Annotated in this window: 19 protein-coding genes; 10 read left to right on the top strand and 9 right to left on the bottom strand. The window is 68.8% G+C overall.

Annotated features, from left to right (window positions below; genetic code table 11):
- Positions 1-89: 89 nt before the first annotated feature.
- The 4 genes from DVK03_RS05600 to DVK03_RS05615 all read right to left on the bottom strand — a co-directional run bounded on the left by DVK03_RS05600 (position 90) and on the right by DVK03_RS05615 (position 2,904).
- A complete protein-coding gene (locus DVK03_RS05600) occupies positions 90-1,097 on the bottom strand; it encodes a presenilin family intramembrane aspartyl protease PSH (protein WP_115802423.1) in 1,008 nt (335 codons plus the stop codon).
- Between the two features lie 48 nt (positions 1,098-1,145).
- Positions 1,146-1,370, bottom strand: coding sequence for an H/ACA ribonucleoprotein complex subunit GAR1 (locus tag DVK03_RS05605; protein ID WP_004043829.1), 225 nt, complete (start codon positions 1,368-1,370; stop codon positions 1,146-1,148).
- On the bottom strand, positions 1,370-1,648 hold the full coding sequence (gene srp19, locus DVK03_RS05610) for a signal recognition particle subunit SRP19 (protein WP_004043828.1): 279 nt from the start codon (positions 1,646-1,648) through the stop codon (positions 1,370-1,372). The genes DVK03_RS05605 and srp19 overlap by 1 nt, the downstream gene beginning before the upstream one ends.
- Positions 1,649-1,743: 95 nt before the next feature.
- Entirely contained in the window at positions 1,744-2,904 is a 1,161-nt protein-coding gene (locus DVK03_RS05615; RefSeq protein ID WP_115802424.1) for a PGF-CTERM-anchored ABC transporter substrate-binding protein, read from the bottom strand.
- Positions 2,905-2,964: 60 nt separating this feature from the next.
- Here DVK03_RS05615 and btuC point away from each other — a divergent pair, with 60 nt between their 5' ends.
- The 4 genes from btuC to DVK03_RS05635 all read left to right on the top strand — a co-directional run bounded on the left by btuC (position 2,965) and on the right by DVK03_RS05635 (position 7,525).
- On the top strand, positions 2,965-4,059 hold the full coding sequence (btuC, locus tag DVK03_RS05620; RefSeq protein WP_115802425.1) for a vitamin B12 ABC transporter permease BtuC: 1,095 nt from the start codon (positions 2,965-2,967) through the stop codon (positions 4,057-4,059).
- Positions 4,056-5,486 carry a heme ABC transporter ATP-binding protein gene (locus DVK03_RS05625; RefSeq protein ID WP_115802426.1) on the top strand — a complete coding sequence of 477 codons (1,431 nt, stop codon included), beginning with the start codon at positions 4,056-4,058 and terminating at the stop codon, positions 5,484-5,486. The genes btuC and DVK03_RS05625 overlap by 4 nt, the downstream gene beginning before the upstream one ends.
- An 84-nt stretch (positions 5,487-5,570) precedes the next feature.
- Positions 5,571-6,740 carry a tubulin-like protein CetZ3 gene (gene cetZ3 / locus DVK03_RS05630; protein WP_004063908.1) on the top strand — a complete coding sequence of 390 codons (1,170 nt, stop codon included), beginning with the start codon at positions 5,571-5,573 and terminating at the stop codon, positions 6,738-6,740.
- 86 nt (positions 6,741-6,826) lie between these two features.
- Entirely contained in the window at positions 6,827-7,525 is a 699-nt protein-coding gene (locus tag DVK03_RS05635) for an RNA ligase partner protein (RefSeq protein ID WP_004063907.1), read from the top strand.
- Between the two features lie 26 nt (positions 7,526-7,551).
- Here DVK03_RS05635 and DVK03_RS05640 read toward each other — a convergent pair whose 3' ends face one another.
- Both DVK03_RS05640 and DVK03_RS05645 read right to left on the bottom strand, forming a co-directional pair.
- The gene (locus DVK03_RS05640; protein WP_115802427.1) at positions 7,552-7,752 is read right to left on the bottom strand and encodes a hypothetical protein; all 201 of its coding nucleotides are present in this window, start codon (positions 7,750-7,752) and stop codon (positions 7,552-7,554) included.
- A complete protein-coding gene (locus DVK03_RS05645; protein ID WP_004063905.1) occupies positions 7,752-8,099 on the bottom strand; it encodes a helix-turn-helix domain-containing protein in 348 nt (115 codons plus the stop codon). Before DVK03_RS05645 ends, DVK03_RS05640 begins: the two co-directional genes overlap by 1 nt.
- Before the next feature lie 185 nt (positions 8,100-8,284).
- Here DVK03_RS05645 and DVK03_RS05650 point away from each other — a divergent pair, with 185 nt between their 5' ends.
- Both DVK03_RS05650 and DVK03_RS20395 read left to right on the top strand, forming a co-directional pair.
- Entirely contained in the window at positions 8,285-8,926 is a 642-nt protein-coding gene (locus DVK03_RS05650; protein ID WP_004063904.1) for a helix-turn-helix domain-containing protein, read from the top strand.
- Between the two features lie 94 nt (positions 8,927-9,020).
- Positions 9,021-9,155 (top strand): hypothetical protein, encoded by a 135-nt coding sequence (locus tag DVK03_RS20395; RefSeq protein ID WP_004043819.1) that lies wholly within the window; start codon positions 9,021-9,023, stop codon positions 9,153-9,155.
- A 33-nt stretch (positions 9,156-9,188) separates the two neighbouring features.
- Here the strand turns inward: DVK03_RS20395 and DVK03_RS05655 are convergent, their stop codons facing one another.
- A complete protein-coding gene (locus DVK03_RS05655; RefSeq protein ID WP_115802428.1) occupies positions 9,189-9,710 on the bottom strand; it encodes a halocyanin domain-containing protein in 522 nt (173 codons plus the stop codon).
- A 73-nt stretch (positions 9,711-9,783) separates the two neighbouring features.
- Here DVK03_RS05655 and DVK03_RS05660 point away from each other — a divergent pair, with 73 nt between their 5' ends.
- The 3 genes from DVK03_RS05660 to DVK03_RS05670 all read left to right on the top strand — a co-directional run bounded on the left by DVK03_RS05660 (position 9,784) and on the right by DVK03_RS05670 (position 11,610).
- A complete protein-coding gene (locus DVK03_RS05660) occupies positions 9,784-10,140 on the top strand; it encodes an Htur_1727 family rSAM-partnered candidate RiPP (RefSeq protein ID WP_199505976.1) in 357 nt (118 codons plus the stop codon).
- On the top strand, positions 10,137-11,345 hold the full coding sequence (locus tag DVK03_RS05665; protein ID WP_004043816.1) for a TIGR04347 family pseudo-SAM/SPASM protein: 1,209 nt from the start codon (positions 10,137-10,139) through the stop codon (positions 11,343-11,345). Before DVK03_RS05660 ends, DVK03_RS05665 begins: the two co-directional genes overlap by 4 nt.
- A gap of 79 nt (positions 11,346-11,424) precedes the next feature.
- Complete coding sequence (locus tag DVK03_RS05670) at positions 11,425-11,610, top strand: hypothetical protein (RefSeq protein WP_115802429.1); 186 nt, start codon at positions 11,425-11,427, stop codon at positions 11,608-11,610.
- 66 nt (positions 11,611-11,676) lie between these two features.
- Here the strand turns inward: DVK03_RS05670 and DVK03_RS05675 are convergent, their stop codons facing one another.
- Positions 11,677-12,726, bottom strand: coding sequence for an NAD(P)/FAD-dependent oxidoreductase (locus DVK03_RS05675; protein ID WP_004043814.1), 1,050 nt, complete (start codon positions 12,724-12,726; stop codon positions 11,677-11,679).
- Between the two features lie 141 nt (positions 12,727-12,867).
- On the opposite strand from DVK03_RS05675, the gene DVK03_RS05680 reads away from it, so the two are divergent.
- Positions 12,868-13,152: a DUF357 domain-containing protein gene (locus DVK03_RS05680; RefSeq protein ID WP_004043813.1), complete on the top strand. Its 285-nt coding sequence runs from the start codon at positions 12,868-12,870 to the stop codon at positions 13,150-13,152.
- Between the two features lie 18 nt (positions 13,153-13,170).
- Here DVK03_RS05680 and cysS read toward each other — a convergent pair whose 3' ends face one another.
- Positions 13,171-14,655, bottom strand: coding sequence for a cysteine--tRNA ligase (gene cysS / locus DVK03_RS05685; RefSeq protein WP_115802430.1), 1,485 nt, complete (start codon positions 14,653-14,655; stop codon positions 13,171-13,173).
- Positions 14,656-14,726: the final 71 nt, after the last annotated feature.

Raw genomic sequence — 14,726 nt, forward strand, 5'->3', positions numbered from 1 at the left:
ACCCGGCAAGTTCCCATGACCGACTCGCGCTCTATCCAGCACAGCCGCAACAAACAATCACCGGCAGAGAACTTCGACGGAGTCGGTTTTCAGAGGTACGGCGCGAGTCCGAGCGCGGAGACGAGCGGGACCCCGGCGACGACCGAGCCGACGAGGTAGCCGCCGATTGCGCCGCCGTTGAGAAGCGGCAGGCCGGCGTGCGCCCGGCCCTTCATCACGGCCCACATCAGCCCGCTGAACCCGGCGAACGTCCCGACCATGGCGAGGAGCGCCGGGAGGTTGAGCGCCGGGAGCGCGCCGAAACCGAGCGACGGGGCTTCGGAGAAGAACGCGCCCGAGGCGACCATCACGGTCGGCATGACCGCGTCGCCGAGACCGATGAAGAAGGCGTCGCGGTCGCCGGGGTCGGAGTCGTCGGCGGCGGTGTCAGCCTCCGCGTCGGCCGCCGCGGCCGCCGGTTCGCCCCCGTCGGTCTCGTTCCCACTGTCGCTGACCTCGTTGGCGTCGCTGGCGAACTCGTCGCCGAGAATCGAGTACGACAGCGTCGTCGGGATGACGAGCACGACCGGGATGCGGAGGTCCATCACGCCCTCCGCGAGGTCGAGCATGTGTTTCGTCTTGTAGACGCTGATGGCGTCGTAGATAGCGAGGACCGAGAGGAGCACGATGGCGGGCAACAGGCCGAAGCTGATGCCGAACAGGGCGGCCGCGCCCGCACCCATGAGTACCCCAGCGGCGTCGATGACGTACCACTCGGGGTAGACGAGCAGCGCGAGCGCGACGGCCGCCGAGAGGCCGACGGCGACGAGCGCGCTGGGAACGAGCGCGGCGAAGACGTACCACGCGAGCAGGCCGCTCGTGAAGACGATGACGAGGCGGATGAGCTGGTCGAGGTCGTACTTGAACGCCGCGAGCATGAACGCGGTCATGGCGATAATCGCGCCGATGTAGAGGAGGCTGTTCGTCGGGTCGGAGGGGTCTTCGACCGTCTGGTACCCCTGTTCGAAGAACGTCGGCACGAGGGCGAGCGCACCCACCTGCACGACGAGGAAGATGAGGGCGGCGAGGGCGACCCCTCGATAGGCGCGGCGTGACATAGAGGGGCGTTCCCACCCGAGGAGTATGGGGGTTGCGCTCTGGCGTCGTCAGCGAGCGTACAGTTTGCTGCCGACGAGGCGGGCGGGCGAGCCGCTGTCGGCCGTGACCGCGACGTAGGGGCGGTCGACCGGGCCGAACACGTCGACGATGCGACCCACCGTCGACAGCGACTCGTCGAGGACCATCGTACCGATGTCCGGCGTGTCGTCGTCGTCGAGGCGGACGATGGCGAGGCCCTGCGCCGTCCGGGAGACCGTGCCGATTCGCCGCATCAGTCGCGGAGGATTCCGACGTAGGCGGCGACCGCCTGCACGATGTCGTTTTTCGTGGCGTCGTCGGCGTTGTTCACGAGGACGCGCCCGCGGGTTTCGAACTCGCGGGAGTATCGCTTGTCCCGTTCGATGACGGCGTCGTAGCCGACCTGCTGGACGGCCTTCGCAATCTCGTCGACGGTCGGCGCTTCGACCGCCGCGGACTGGGCGACCCGCCGACCCTCGCTGCGCGAGAGAGAGGCGTCGAGGTAGGCGGGGTAGATGACGTTCTCGACCATACCCGTGTGTCCGCCACCCGACGGTAATACGGTTGTGGTCTCACGGAGCCGAGGCGTGCGGCGGAGAAACGGAGCCGGCGTGGGTGTCTGTATGGTTATCGGCGGCGCGCGAGCAGGACCGCCGCGCCGATGGCGGCGAGGCCGGCGACGACGCCGAACCCGGGCGCGTCGCTCTCGGTGGTCGAGTCCGACGACTCGGTCGTCGTCGTCGCTTCGGTCGATTCGGCCGATTCGGTTTCAGTCGCGTCAGTTGCAGTCGCGTCCGCGGCCGTGGTCGTCTCGGTCGCGCTTTCGGTCGACGCCGTCGCCGACTCGGTTTCGAGCTGCTGGTAGCGCTCGTAGGCGTCGGGGTGGACCGCTTCGAGAATCGCCTCGCTCGCCTCGATGGCTCGCGGGGCGGGCTGTTGGAGCTTGTGCGCCTCGATGACGATGACGTTGCCCTCCTGCATCGCCGTCGTGCTGTTGTACGCCGGACTGCTCGGCACGGGCGCGTGGTCGGGGACGACGATGTACTCGGGGTTCATCTCGACGACGAGCTCCTCGTTAATCTGGGCGAAGCCGGTAAGGTTCGCCTCCGCCGCGCCGTTTCGCAGCCCCGCGGTCGTCATGATGTCGGAGATGAACGTGCCCGACCCGGAGGAGTAGCCGAAAAAGGAGTTGAGGCCGACCGGGCGCTCCGCGCCGTCGAGGGCCTGCTCCATGTTAGCCATCGAGTCGCGCATCTCCGCGGCGCGCTCGACGCCGGCCTCGCAGTTGCCCGTCATGCGGCCGACGCGCTCGGTCTTGTCGGCGACGGCGGCGAGCGACTCGCCGGACTCGAAGACGACGACCGGGATGTCCGCCGACCGAAGCTGTTCGATGCGGTCGGGCTCGGCGTTGTACGAGGAGTTCGGCACGAGCACGAGGTCGGGTTCGAGGCCGATGACCGCCTCGACGTTGAGGCCGCCGGAGCCGGAGACGTTCCCCTTGTCGGCCGCGCCGTCGAGGTACATGGCGTACTGCGAGACGCCGACGACCTCGTCGCGCGCGCCGAGTTCCCACATGGTCTGGGCGGCGCTCGGGTTGGTCGTGACGACCCGCTCCGGGTCGTCGGTGATCGTGACCTCGGTCCCCGTCGCGTCGGTGACGGTCACCGGGAACGTACAGGCCGCGGTCTGCTGCGGTGCCGCCTGACCTACCGCGGCCGCGGCCGGTGCCGGAACCCCGGCGAGAACGGTCGCGAACGCGAGTAGGGCGACGACGAGTTGTCGGTTCACGGTAGTGGCCTCAGCGGCTGTTCAATAAATATTTACCTACTGAAAGCGCGGTTGTGCCCAATGAGCGTTCGAACGCGGGCGACCACGTGGTCGCTCGGCCTCGCCGGGCTCCTGTTTTTCGTCGTCGTCGTGAGCGCCGGTATCGGGGCCGTGACCATCCCGCCGCGGACCGTCGCCGCCATCCTCGCGGACGCGATGTCCGTCCCCGTCGGCGTCTCGCTCGGCGGCGCGACGGCCCTCCCCGTCGTCGGGTCGGTTCCGACGCCGACGCTGGAGTTCGTCTCGCCGTTCGAGTTCGCCGTCCCCAGACCCGCCCGCATCATCGTGCTCTCGGTCCGCCTGCCTCGCATCCTTCTCGCGGCGCTCGTCGGCTTCGCGCTCGCGGCGGCGGGAACCGTGATGCAGGGCTTTTTCCGCAATCCGATGGCCGACCCCTCTATCGTCGGCGTCTCCTCCGGGGCCGCCGTCGGCGCGGTGGCGACTATCGTGCTGTCGCTTTCGATTCCGTTCGGGCTGGAGGGCGCGGCCTTCGTCAGCGCCGTCGTCACCGCGTTCGTCGTCTACCTGCTCGCCAGCGAGGACGGCCGAACCCCGGTCGCGACCCTGCTTCTCGCGGGCGTCGCCATCCAGACGTTTCTCGGCGCGATTATCTCGTTTCTCCTCCTCCAGAGCGGCGAAAGCCTCCGGCAGGTCGTCTTCTGGCTCATGGGCCACCTCGCGGGCGCGACGTGGAGCGAGGTCGGGATGCTCTCCCTCGTCCTGCCGCTCCCGTTTCTCCTCCTCGTCGTCCACGCCCGCGACCTGAACGTCCTGCTGCTCGGCGAGGAGGACGCCCACGCCCTCGGCATCGAAGTCGAGCGGACGAAACAGCTGCTTCTCGCCACCGCGAGCGTCGTCACCGCCGCGGCCGTCTCGGTCTCCGGCGTCATCGGCTTCGTCGGCCTCGTCGTCCCCCACATGCTTCGGCTCCTCGTCGGTCCCGACCACCGGGTGTTGCTCCCGGCGTCGGCGCTGGCCGGCGCGTCGTTCCTCGTCGCCACCGACACCGTCGCCCGCTCCGGCGGCGCGGAGATTCCGGTCGGCGTCGTCACCGCCGCCGTGGGCGCGCCCTTCTTCCTCTACCTGCTCCGCACGCGGGAGGTGCGCTCGCCGTGAGCGATTCCGACTCTAACTCCGACTCCGGGTCCGGCCCCTTCAGCGACGCCGACCCGGCGATTCGGCTCGACGGCGTCTCGCTCTCGCTCGGAAACACCCGGATTCTCGACTCCGTCTCGGTCGACGTCGGCGACGGAACCTTCGTCGGACTCATCGGCCCCAACGGCGCGGGGAAGACGACGTTGCTTCGGACGCTCAACGGCGCGCTCGCGCCCGACGAGGGCGCGGTCCGCGTCGTCGGGGAGGATGTCCACGCCCTGTCGTCGAAGGCGACGAGCAGGCTCGTGGCGACGGTCCCGCAGACCACGAGCGTCACCTTCGACTTCCCCGTCCGCGAGGTCGTCAGGATGGGCCGCACGCCCCACCGCGGGCGCTTCGAGGGCTGGCGCGAGCGCGACGACGAGGCCGTCGAGTCAGCCATGCGCCGGACCGCCGTCGAGTCGCTCGCCGACCGGCCCGTCACGGAAGTCAGCGGCGGCGAGCGCCAGCGCGTCCTCATCGCTCGCGCGCTTGCACAGGAGACGCCCGTCCTGCTCCTCGACGAACCGACCGCCAGCCTCGACATCAACCACCAAGTGCGCACGCTCGAACTCGTCTCCGACCTCGTCGCCGACGGGACGACCGCGGTCGCGGCCATCCACGACCTCAACCTCGCGGCCCACTACTGCGACGCGCTCGTGCTCCTGTCGGGCGGGCGCGTCCTCTCGGCGGGCGACCCCGAGACGGTGCTCACCGAGGGGAACTTACGCGAGGCGTTCGACGCCGAGGCGGTCGTCTCGCGGCATCCCGTCACCGGTTCGGTGTACGTGACCGCCCTCCCGCCGTCGTCGGACGACGCCAACGGCCAGGTCCACGTCGTCGGCGGGGGCGGCACCGGCGCGCGAGCGCTCCACCTGCTGTCGGCGGCCGGCTACGCGCTGTCCGCCGGCGCGCTCAACGAGGGCGACACCGACGCCGAGGCGGCCCGCCGGGTCGGCGCGGACCTCGTGACCGTGCCGCCGTACTCGCCGGTCGACGACGCGGCGCGGGCCGCGGTCGAATCCCGAGTCGACGCCGCCGACGTGACCGTCGTCGCCGACGTGGAGGTCGGAGACGGGAACCTCGCCAACCTCGACGCGGCGGCCGAGGCCGACCGGCTCGTCCTCGTCGAACAGCGACCGTTCTCGGAGCGGAACTACGCCGGCGACGACGGCTTCGCGGTCTACGAGCGCCTGCGGGAGCGCGGCCGCGTCGTCGAACCGGGCGACCTCCTGTCGGCCGTCGGTGAACTCGCCTGCGACGCGTTCGCAGCGCGCGACGACGGCGCGGCCGACGCTGCCGGCGGCGAGACGGGAGCGACCGCCGACGAGTCCGGCGCGACCGACGCCGAATCGACCGACGCCGACGCTGTCAGCGACGACAGAGTGTCGGACTTATTTTCCAGTTAAACTGTCGTTGCGCGGCCCTACGCACAGCATATTCAATATCTGAGCGCGCGTCTAGTCGGTCGGATTTCTGAGAGGAAGACGGACATGAAACTCGCACTCATCGGTATCGGACAGGCAGGCGGCAAAGTCGTCGACGCCCTCGTCGACTACGAGCGACGGACGAAGACGGGGTTCGTCGTCGACGCAATCGCGGTCAACTCGGCCCGCGCGGACCTTCGGGGACTCCGAACCGTCCCCGAGTCGCGGCAGGTGCTCGTCGGCCTGACGCGCGTGAAGGGCCACGGCGTCGGCGCGGACAACGAACTCGGCGCGGAAGTCATCGCGGAGGACGTCGGCGAGGTGCTCTCGATGATTGACGACCTCCCGGTCCACGAGATAGACGCCTTTCTCGTCGTCGCCGGCCTCGGCGGCGGCACCGGCTCGGGCGGCGCGCCCGTCATCGCGCGGGAACTGAAGCACATCTACACCGAACCCGTCTACGGGCTCGGCATCCTCCCCGCGCGGGACGAAGGCGGCATCTACACGCTCAACGCCGCGCGCTCCTTCCAGACGTTCGTCCGCGAGGTCGACAACCTCATCGTGTTCGACAACGACGCTTGGCGGAAGACCGGCGAGTCGCTCGAAGCCGGCTACGGCAGTCTCAACGCCGAACTCGCCCGCCGGCTCGGCGTGCTGTTCAGCGCCGGCGAGGGCGACGGCTCCGGCGCGGTGGCGGAGTCCGTCGTGGACGCCTCCGAGATAATCAACACGCTCGGGAGCGGCGGCGTCTCGACTATCGGCTACGCCGCCGTCGAACTCGACCGCCCGAAGCGCGGCCTCCTGTCTCGGCTCTCCGGCGGGAAGGCCGAGGCCGACGACGGCGGCGATTCGACGAACCGAATCACCAGCCTCGTGCGCCGCGCCGCGCTCGGGCGGCTCACGCTGCCCTGCGAGATTTCCGGCGCGGAACGCGGCCTCGTCGTCGTCGCCGGCCCGTCGGACGTGCTGTCGCGCCGCGGCATCGAGCGCGCGCGGACGTGGCTCGAAGACGAGACCGGGACGATGGAGATTCGCGGCGGCGACTACCCCATCGACTCGAACTTCGTCGCCGCGGTCGTGCTCCTGTCGGGCGTCTACGACGTGCCGCGGGTCAAGGAGTTACAGGCGGTCGCCATCGAGACCCAACGCGATATGCTCGCCAAGCGCGAGTCGAGCGCGGCGTCGCTCGACGACCTCATCTCGACCGGCGACGACCGCATCGAACCGCTGTTCTGACCGTCTTCGTCCGGGTTCTCTCACCGGCACCGCTCACCCTCGACCGCGGGGAAGGGTCATAGTGCCGCGGTACCAACTGACGAACGATGGCCGAGTACCCGCTGAAACAACGCTTCGTGCTCGACACCTCGCTGTTTCTCTCCGAGGAGATTCGAGACGACGACGAGACGTTCGAGGAGGGCATCGAACGGCTCCTCGACACCATCGCCGCCGCGCGACTGGACCTGAACATCTCGTGTTACATGCCGCCGTCTATCGCCGCGGAGTTGGAACACATCCTCCGCGAGCGCGGCGTCTCGGAGGACGTGCTCGGCAAACTCGACACGTGGGTCATCAAGAAACACCCCGACCGCTACGAGGTGTACATCCCCGCCGAAGTCGTCTACCGCTTCATCGACGAGATGTCCGACCGGGTCAACCGCGGCCTCCGCGTCTCCGAGAAGGCCGTCCGTAAGGCCGAGGAGTCGAAACAGCGCTCCAACGGCGGGTCGAAGCTCTCCGACGTTGACAAGGTCATCTCCGACCTCCGCGAGGACTACCGCGGCGCGCTCAGACAGGGGGTTCTCGACTCTCGGGAGGACTTCGACCTCCTCATCCTCGCGCGCGAACTGAACGCCGGCGTCGTCACCGAAGACACCGGCATCATCAGTTGGGCCGCCGACTTCGGCCTGCGGAACCTCCGCGGGCGGGCGTTTCCGACCCTCTTAGAAGAGTACCTCGTGGCGCTCGACAGCCCGCGCCCGTGGACCAAGGGCGACGACGGCGTCGACCCCGACCGACTGTAACCCTCCGGTCGCTCTCACCCCGACGCCTACTCCATCGCATCGAGGCCGACGAAGCTCCCCTCGAACGCCGAAATCCACCGCGTCAGTTGGGTCTCGGGCGTCGCATCGGCCGGGTAAATCGTGCACTCCTCGCGCCCGTCGGGATGGGTGGTCAGCCGAGACGCGAGCCGCGGGCGAGTGTGGTTTTCGTTCCCCGACTCCGGCGGGTGTACCGGCTCCGAGCCCATCAGCGGTCCCCGCCGAGGGCGACTTCGAGTCCCCGGTCGTCGTTCAGCGAGACCGTGACCGACTCGACGTTCGACCGGTACTGGTGGGTGTGCGTCCCGTTCGCCCGCAGTTGGAGCGTCTCGTCGAGCAACGCCGCCTCCGAGAGCTGTTCGACCTTCCGGTAGGTCGTCGACAGCGGCACGTCGCACGCCTCCGAGAGGTCCTGTGCGGTCATCGGCTCGGTCGCGCCTTGCAGGGTCGTGAGAATCTGCCGGCACGCGCGGTCCGAGAGCGCTTCCAGCACCTGTTCCGCCTCCAACTCGGCGGGCTTCGGTCCGGTCGGCGTGCGTCTGAGGCCGGTCTGCATGCTCACTCGTACGTTCGGCCGCGTCGTCCGTCGAAGAGCACCCCGAATATGCGGGGCGCTTTATAGCCCCCACCGACCGGCCGCAACCCGCCTGTCGACGGTGGCGTCGGTGACACGAACCACGATATAAAGGCCCGGTGTATCGGGGGTGTTTATATCAGGGGCTGGGGCGACTTCGTACTCTTATGACGAGCGCAGCGGGCATCAGAGCGGAGTTGAAGGTGACGGGACCGGACGGCTGTCCCGTCGCGACGGTCTCCGAGGGCGACACCTCGGGCTACGCGCTCTCGCGGAGCATGGCTCCCAACGAGCGCGGGTCGGTCGTCGAGGAGTTCGTCTTCGACGACGACGACGAGGTTCCCGAGGAGATGGAACGGCTGTTCGAGTACGGCGACGGCAGCGTCTATCGGTTCGACCGCGAGGGCGGCGTCGGCTGTCCCTGCGAGCGCGTCGAGGCGTTCGACTGTCCGGTCGTGGACGTGCAGACGCGCGACGGCGCGCTGTTTCTGACGTTCCACGCGCCGGACGTGGAGACGCTCCGCGACGTGGTCGCCGCCCTCCGAGAGTCGTCGGGGTCGGTGGACGTGCGCCGGCTGCTCCAGTCGTCGACCGACGAGTCGCGGGACCTCGTGTTGGTCGAGCGCGGCCAGCTCACCGACCGCCAGCGCGAGGTGCTGGAGACGGCCCACGAGATGGGCTACTTCGACCACCCGCGGCGCGCGAACAAAGGCGAGGTCGCGGCCGAACTCGGCATCACGACCTCGACGTTCTCCGAGCACCTCGCCATGGCGCAGAAGAAGCTCATGGGTGCCATTCTCCAGGAGTGACGGGATGAGACGTGTCGCCGGGGTATCAGTCCCCCGTGAATGCAGGGTGCGCCACCTCGGGGCCCCGCGGCGTACCACTAGCCGGTGAGCAACGATGCGCGAGTTCGACGTGACCTGTCCCGAGTGCGGCGAGCGCTACCGGGTCAACGAGCCGATGATGCGGACGCTCCGGGAGACCGGCTGCGTCCTCTGTACCGCGCCGCTGAACGACGCCGCGAAGTCAGCGTGACGCCGACGCCGCCAACGCCGCGGCCGCTTACGCTTACTCGACGACGACGACGCCAACCATGCCGAGCGTCTCGTGGGGGACGCAGACGTACTTGTACTCGCCGGACTCCTCGAACGTGTACTCGAAGGTGTGGCCCTCGGAGACGGTGAGTTCCGACTCGAACAGGCCGTCTTCGCGGTTGACGACGTTGTGCGTCCCGCCGTTTCCGGTCCACTCCCAGACGACCGTCGTTCCCGGCGAGACCTGCACCGCGGCGGGGGCGAACGCGTAGCCGCCGCCGTTGCCTGCCGCGCCGACCGCGACCGTCACGCTGTCCTGTTCCGTCAGGTCGTGGACGCCGTCGTAGTTTTGCGTCCGGTCGAACCAGCCGCCGAAGTCCCGCATCTCGTGGTCGGCCGTGTCGTCCCCGCCGGACGTGTCGCCGCCGGCTCCGTCCCCGTCGCCCGCGCCGCCGGAGCCGTCGCCGGACGAACTCGAACAGCCCGCAAGCAGCGCGATACCTGTCGAAGCCGCCGTTGCGCGGAGAACCGACCGCCGGGAAACCCGTTGCGTCATTAGCTGGCTCTAGTGAGCGGCCGAACAAGTCGAAAGCTTCGATTCCCACGCGCTGAAAACGGGCGAAACGGGCGTGACCGTCCCGCCCGAAGGCGACGGCATGGACGACGACGACCCGAGGCGACGACCGCGAATCGACGGCAGCCGCCAGTGGGAAGTGTTCTACCGCGACGTGCCGACCGAGCCGATGCGCCACGTCGGCAGCGTGAGCGCGCCCTCCGAGGACCTCGCGACCGAGCAGGCGCGGACGCTGTTCGGCGGCGGCGACGCGGACCTCTGGCTCGCGCCGGCCGACGAGTTCCTCCGACTCGGCGGGAACGACCTCGCCGCGAAGGGCGAGGAGTCGACCGACGGGACGGAACGCGGCGGGATGGAGCACGACGGTGCGGGGGACGCCCGGGGTGCCGAAAACGGGGTGTCCGCCGAGTGATTTCCATCAGCAAGCTCCTCTGCGGGCAGGGAGCCGAGGGCGACGGTCTCCGCTACGACGACCCCGACGCCGACATCGAGCAGATACGCGAGGAGAAACAGAAACGTCCGGTCGTCGTCTGGAACACGACGCGGCGCTGTAACCTCTACTGCGAACACTGCTACGCCGGGGCCGACCTCGACCCCGCGCAGGGGGAACTCTCGACCGCCGAGGCGAAGGGGCTCATCGACGACCTCGCGGCCTACGACGTGCCGGTGCTCCTGTTTTCGGGGGGCGAACCGCTCGTCCGCGAGGACCTCGTCGAACTCGTCGACTACGCGACCGACGCCGGCATCCGGGCGGTGCTTTCGACCAACGGGACGCTCATCACCGAGGAGAAAGCCCGGGCGCTCCGCGACGCCGGCCTCTCGTACGCCGGCGTCTCCGTCGACGGCTTGGAGGAGCGCAACGACCGCTTCCGCGGGAAAGACGGCGCGTTCGACGCCGCCGTCCGCGGCATCGAAAACTGCCTCTCGGTGGGGCTCAAGACCGGCCTCCGGTACACCATCACCGAGCACAACGCCGCCGACATGGAGGACGTGGTGGACCTGCTGTACGACGTGGGCGTCGACCGCTTCTGTTTCTACCACCTCGACTACGGCGGCCGCGGCGGCGACATCGCCGACGCCGACCTCGACGACGAGGCCCAGCGCCGCGCCGTCCGCCGGCTGTTCGACATGACCCGCGAGTACCACGCCGAGGGCGAGGAGATAGAGACGCTCTTGGTCGGCAACTACGCCGATTCCGCCTACGTGGTCGAGTACGCCGAGGAGGAGCTCGGACGCGACCACGCCGAGCGGATTCACCGGTATCTCCGCGTCAACGGCGGCGACCCGACCGGCGAGCGCGTCGCCGACGTGGACTACCGCGGCGACGTGCACCTCACGCAGTTCTGGCAGGGGTACAGCCTCGGCAACGTCCGGGACCGCCCGTTCGGTGACATCTGGGACGACGAGTCGAACCCGCTTCTCGCCAAACTCCGCGAGCGGGAAGAACACCTCACCGGCAAGTGCGCGACCTGCCAGTATCAGGACGTGTGTCGCGGCTCCTCGCGGCTTCGGTCGCTCGCGGCGACGGGCGAACTGTTCGGGCCCGACCCGCAGTGTTACCTGACGCCCGACGAGCGCGGCGCGGGTGCCGACGCGAGTCCGGGCGCGGCCGACTGAGCGCGGCCGACCCCGCCGTCTCCTTTCACCCGCTGGGAACGCTCCGTACGCTTATTTTTCGTCGACTCCAACCGCGGCTATGGAAACCAAACGGGGAGTTCCGAACGTCCTCGGGAACGGGCTCGTCGGCGTCGGTCTCGTCATCTTCGCCGTGGCTGTCGCGGACGCGGTCGGCGTCGTGGACGCGCGCTTTTCGCCCGGCGTCTACCTGATTTTCGTGGCGATTAGCTTCGTTCTCGCGTGGCTGTTGCGGTCTTTGACGTAGGGCGCACCGAACGAAAGTCGAGAGAAACCCGAGAGACGAACGCCGAGCGCGAGCGCGTGAGACCGCCTATTCGGCCGCGCCCGCGGCCGCCTGCTTCTCCTCGCGTTCGAGCTCTTCGAGGTAGTCGTCGGCGTCGAGGGCGGCCTTCACGCCCATGCCGCCGGCGGTCGCGGCCTGCTGGTAGTGGTAGTCGACCACGTCGCCAGCGGCGAAGATGCCGGGCACGTCGGTCGCGGTCTGGCCGCCGCCGGAGCCGCCTTTAGCGACGATGTAGCCGTCGTCGTCGCGCTGGACGCCCGTGCCGTCGAGGTAGTCGGCGTTCGGCGTGTGGCCGATGGCGTAGAACACCGCGCCCACGTCGAAGTCGAACTCCTCGGTCTCGGGGTCGTCGAGCTTGTCGCTCGGGTGGCCCTCGGGGTTGCGGACGAGCGTCACGTGGTCGACGCCCTCCTCGGGCGAGCCGTGCAGCTCGGTCGCCTCGGTGTTGAGCATGAGTTCGATTTCGCCCTCGTCGACCTTCTCCATCAGGCGGTCGACCCAGTAGTCCTCGGCGCGGAACTCCTCGCGGCGGTGGACGAGGTACACCGTCGAGGCGAACTTGGTGAGGAAGTTGGCCTCCTCGACGGCGGCGTCGCCCCCGCCGATGACCATGATTTTCTCGTCGCGGAAGAACGCGCCGTCGCAGGTCGCACACGTCGACAGCCCGTAGCCCATCAGGTTCTCCTCGCCGGGGATGCCGAGGGTGCGGGCCGACGCGCCCGACGCCGCGATGAGGGCGTCGGCGGTGTACACGTCGCCGTTCTTGAGCGTGACCGTGAACGGGCGTTCCGAGGCGTCCACGTCCTCGATGATGCCGTGGCGAATCTCCGTGCCGAAGCGCTCGGCCTGCTCTTTCATGTTGTTGATGAGCTCCGGGCCGGAGATGCCCTCGGGGAAGCCGGGGTAGTTGTCGACCTCGGTCGTGAGCGTGAGCTGTCCGCCCGGTTCGTCGCCCTCCAGCACCAGCGGCTCGTTGTTGGAGCGGGCCGCGTAGATGGCAGACGAGAGCCCGGAGATACCCGAGCCGGCGATGATGAGTTTCCTGTGTTCCACGAACGAATCGGCGTCCTCTGTCATAGCCGATAGTTCGCTACACCGGCGTCTTAAGGTTTCGCTGTATTGCGAGGCGCGCTACACCACCGACACGACAACGCATGCCACGGCTCTCGCGGCGCGCGGAGCGAAAGACCGGTATCCGTCGCGGACGCACGACTCCGCATGGCCGCCGACTTACAGGAGAAGACGAACCGCTACGAGGGAATGCTCGCCGACGCGCTCGACGAGGCGGTGCAGGCCGTCCCCGACGAGACGCACCTCGGCGCCGCCGCCGCCGACTGTCTGGAGATGGCCGAGTCCTACCTCGACGACGGCCGGCACTTCAAAGCCGACGACGACTGGGTGAACGCGCTGGCGTCCTTTTCGTACGGCTACGGCTGGCTGGATGCGGGCGTCAGAATGGGGCTGTTCGATATTCCGGACGACTCGCACCTGTTTACGATGTGAGCCGGGGAGCCGGGAGGATTACTCGAACCGGAACGTCGCGCCGTCGGGGCCGTCTTCGACGTCGACGCCGAGCGCCGTCAGGTCGTCGCGCAGGTCGTCGGCGCGCTCGTAGTTGCCGGCCTCGCGCTCGGCCTCGCGCACGTCCAAGACGAGTTGGACGAGGTCCTCCGCGACCGACACGTCGCCGCCCTCGCCCGCGTCACCGAACGAGAGGCCGAACACCTCGCCGCCGAGGTCCTCGAACGCCTCGACGGCCCGGCGGAGCGCGCGGTAGTCGTACTCGTCGGCGTCGGCGACGTGGCGGTTGACCGCGCCGGCGAGGCCGAGCAGTTCGGCCATCGCCTCGCGGACGTTGAAGTCGTCGTTCATCGCCTCGCGGAAGTTCTCGCGGGTTTCGGTCACGGTGTCTCGGAGGTCGGTCGCCTCGACTTTCGTCCGGGCGTCGGGGCTGTCGACCGCGTCGACGGCGGCCTCGTAGGCGCGTTCGAGGCGCTCCCAGCGCTCTTCGGCCTCGGCGATGGTCTCGGCGGAGTACGTCTGCTCGGAGCCGTAGGCCGTCGAGAGGTAGAACGTCCGAATCACGTCCGCGCCGAACTCGTCGAGGGCGTCGCCGACAGTGAAGAAGTTGCCGAGGCTCGAACTCATCTTGTCGCCCTCCGTCTGGAGCAGGCCGACGTGGAGCCAGTAGCGGGCGAACTGCTGGCCGGTCGCCGCCTCAGACTGGGCGATTTCGTTTTCGTGGTGCGGGAACACGAGGTCGCGGCCGCCGACGTGGATGTCGAGGGTGTCTCCGAGGTGCGTCATCGACATCGCGGAGCACTCGATGTGCCAGCCGGGGCGGCCCTCACCCCACGGCGACTCCCACGTCTCGCCGCAGGGTTCGTGGAGCGGGTCGAGGTCGGGGTCGCGGTGTTCGGCGGCCGTCTTGGGGTCGACCGCGCCGGCCTTCCAGAGCGCGAAGTCGGTCGGGTTGCGCTTCTCGGAGCGCTCGTCTTTCGTCGCCCGCGACTCCAGCTCTTCGAGCTTCTGGTTCGAGAGCTTTCCGTAGTCGTCGAACGTGGACACGTCGAAGTAGACGGAGCCGTTGGACTCGTAGGCGTGGCCGCGGTCGACGAGCGTCTGCACGAGGTCGATAATCTCGGGGATGTGCTCGGAGACGCGCGGGTAGACCTCGGCGCGCTTCAGGTTCAGCCCGCGCATGTCGCGAATCACGTCGCCGACGAAGTGCTCGGCGACGCCCGCCTCGTCGTCTCCGAGGTCGTCCTCGCCGATGCGGGCGGCTATCTTCTCGTTCACGTCGGTGAAGTTCTCGACGTGACGCACGTCGTAACCCTCGTAGTCCAGCCAGCGGTGCATCAGGTCGGCGTGCATCCACAGGCGGGCGTGGCCGAGGTGCGCGTGGTCCGAGACCGTCAGTCCACAGACGTAGAGCAACACTTCGTCGCCGTGCGACTCGAACTCCTCGCGCTCTCCCGTCAGGGTGTTGGTCACGGACAGGGTCATCACACTCGGCTACTTCCGGGACCACTTTCAACCCGTCGGAAGCGCGGCCGGGTCGGCGTCGATACGCGGTC

Origin of the sequence: Haloferax sp. Atlit-109R (assembly GCF_003665865.1) — an archaeon.
Classification (GTDB): Archaea; Halobacteriota; Halobacteria; order Halobacteriales; family Haloferacaceae; genus Haloferax; species Haloferax volcanii.

Coding starts and splice junctions, on each gene's coding strand:
- DVK03_RS05600 (WP_115802423.1), bottom strand. CDS start 1,097: ATGTCACGCCGCGCCTATCGAGGGGTCGCCCTCGCCGCCCTCATCTTC.
- DVK03_RS05605 (WP_004043829.1), bottom strand. CDS start 1,370: ATGCGGCGAATCGGCACGGTCTCCCGGACGGCGCAGGGCCTCGCCATC.
- srp19 (WP_004043828.1), bottom strand. CDS start 1,648: ATGGTCGAGAACGTCATCTACCCCGCCTACCTCGACGCCTCTCTCTCG.
- btuC (WP_115802425.1), top strand. CDS start 2,965: ATGAGCGTTCGAACGCGGGCGACCACGTGGTCGCTCGGCCTCGCCGGG.
- cetZ3 (WP_004063908.1), top strand. CDS start 5,571: ATGAAACTCGCACTCATCGGTATCGGACAGGCAGGCGGCAAAGTCGTC.
- DVK03_RS05635 (WP_004063907.1), top strand. CDS start 6,827: ATGGCCGAGTACCCGCTGAAACAACGCTTCGTGCTCGACACCTCGCTG.
- DVK03_RS05640 (WP_115802427.1), bottom strand. CDS start 7,752: ATGGGCTCGGAGCCGGTACACCCGCCGGAGTCGGGGAACGAAAACCAC.
- DVK03_RS05645 (WP_004063905.1), bottom strand. CDS start 8,099: ATGCAGACCGGCCTCAGACGCACGCCGACCGGACCGAAGCCCGCCGAG.
- DVK03_RS05650 (WP_004063904.1), top strand. CDS start 8,285: ATGACGAGCGCAGCGGGCATCAGAGCGGAGTTGAAGGTGACGGGACCG.
- DVK03_RS20395 (WP_004043819.1), top strand. CDS start 9,021: ATGCGCGAGTTCGACGTGACCTGTCCCGAGTGCGGCGAGCGCTACCGG.
- DVK03_RS05655 (WP_115802428.1), bottom strand. CDS start 9,710: ATGACGCAACGGGTTTCCCGGCGGTCGGTTCTCCGCGCAACGGCGGCT.
- DVK03_RS05670 (WP_115802429.1), top strand. CDS start 11,425: ATGGAAACCAAACGGGGAGTTCCGAACGTCCTCGGGAACGGGCTCGTC.
- DVK03_RS05675 (WP_004043814.1), bottom strand. CDS start 12,726: ATGACAGAGGACGCCGATTCGTTCGTGGAACACAGGAAACTCATCATC.
- DVK03_RS05680 (WP_004043813.1), top strand. CDS start 12,868: ATGGCCGCCGACTTACAGGAGAAGACGAACCGCTACGAGGGAATGCTC.
- cysS (WP_115802430.1), bottom strand. CDS start 14,655: ATGACCCTGTCCGTGACCAACACCCTGACGGGAGAGCGCGAGGAGTTC.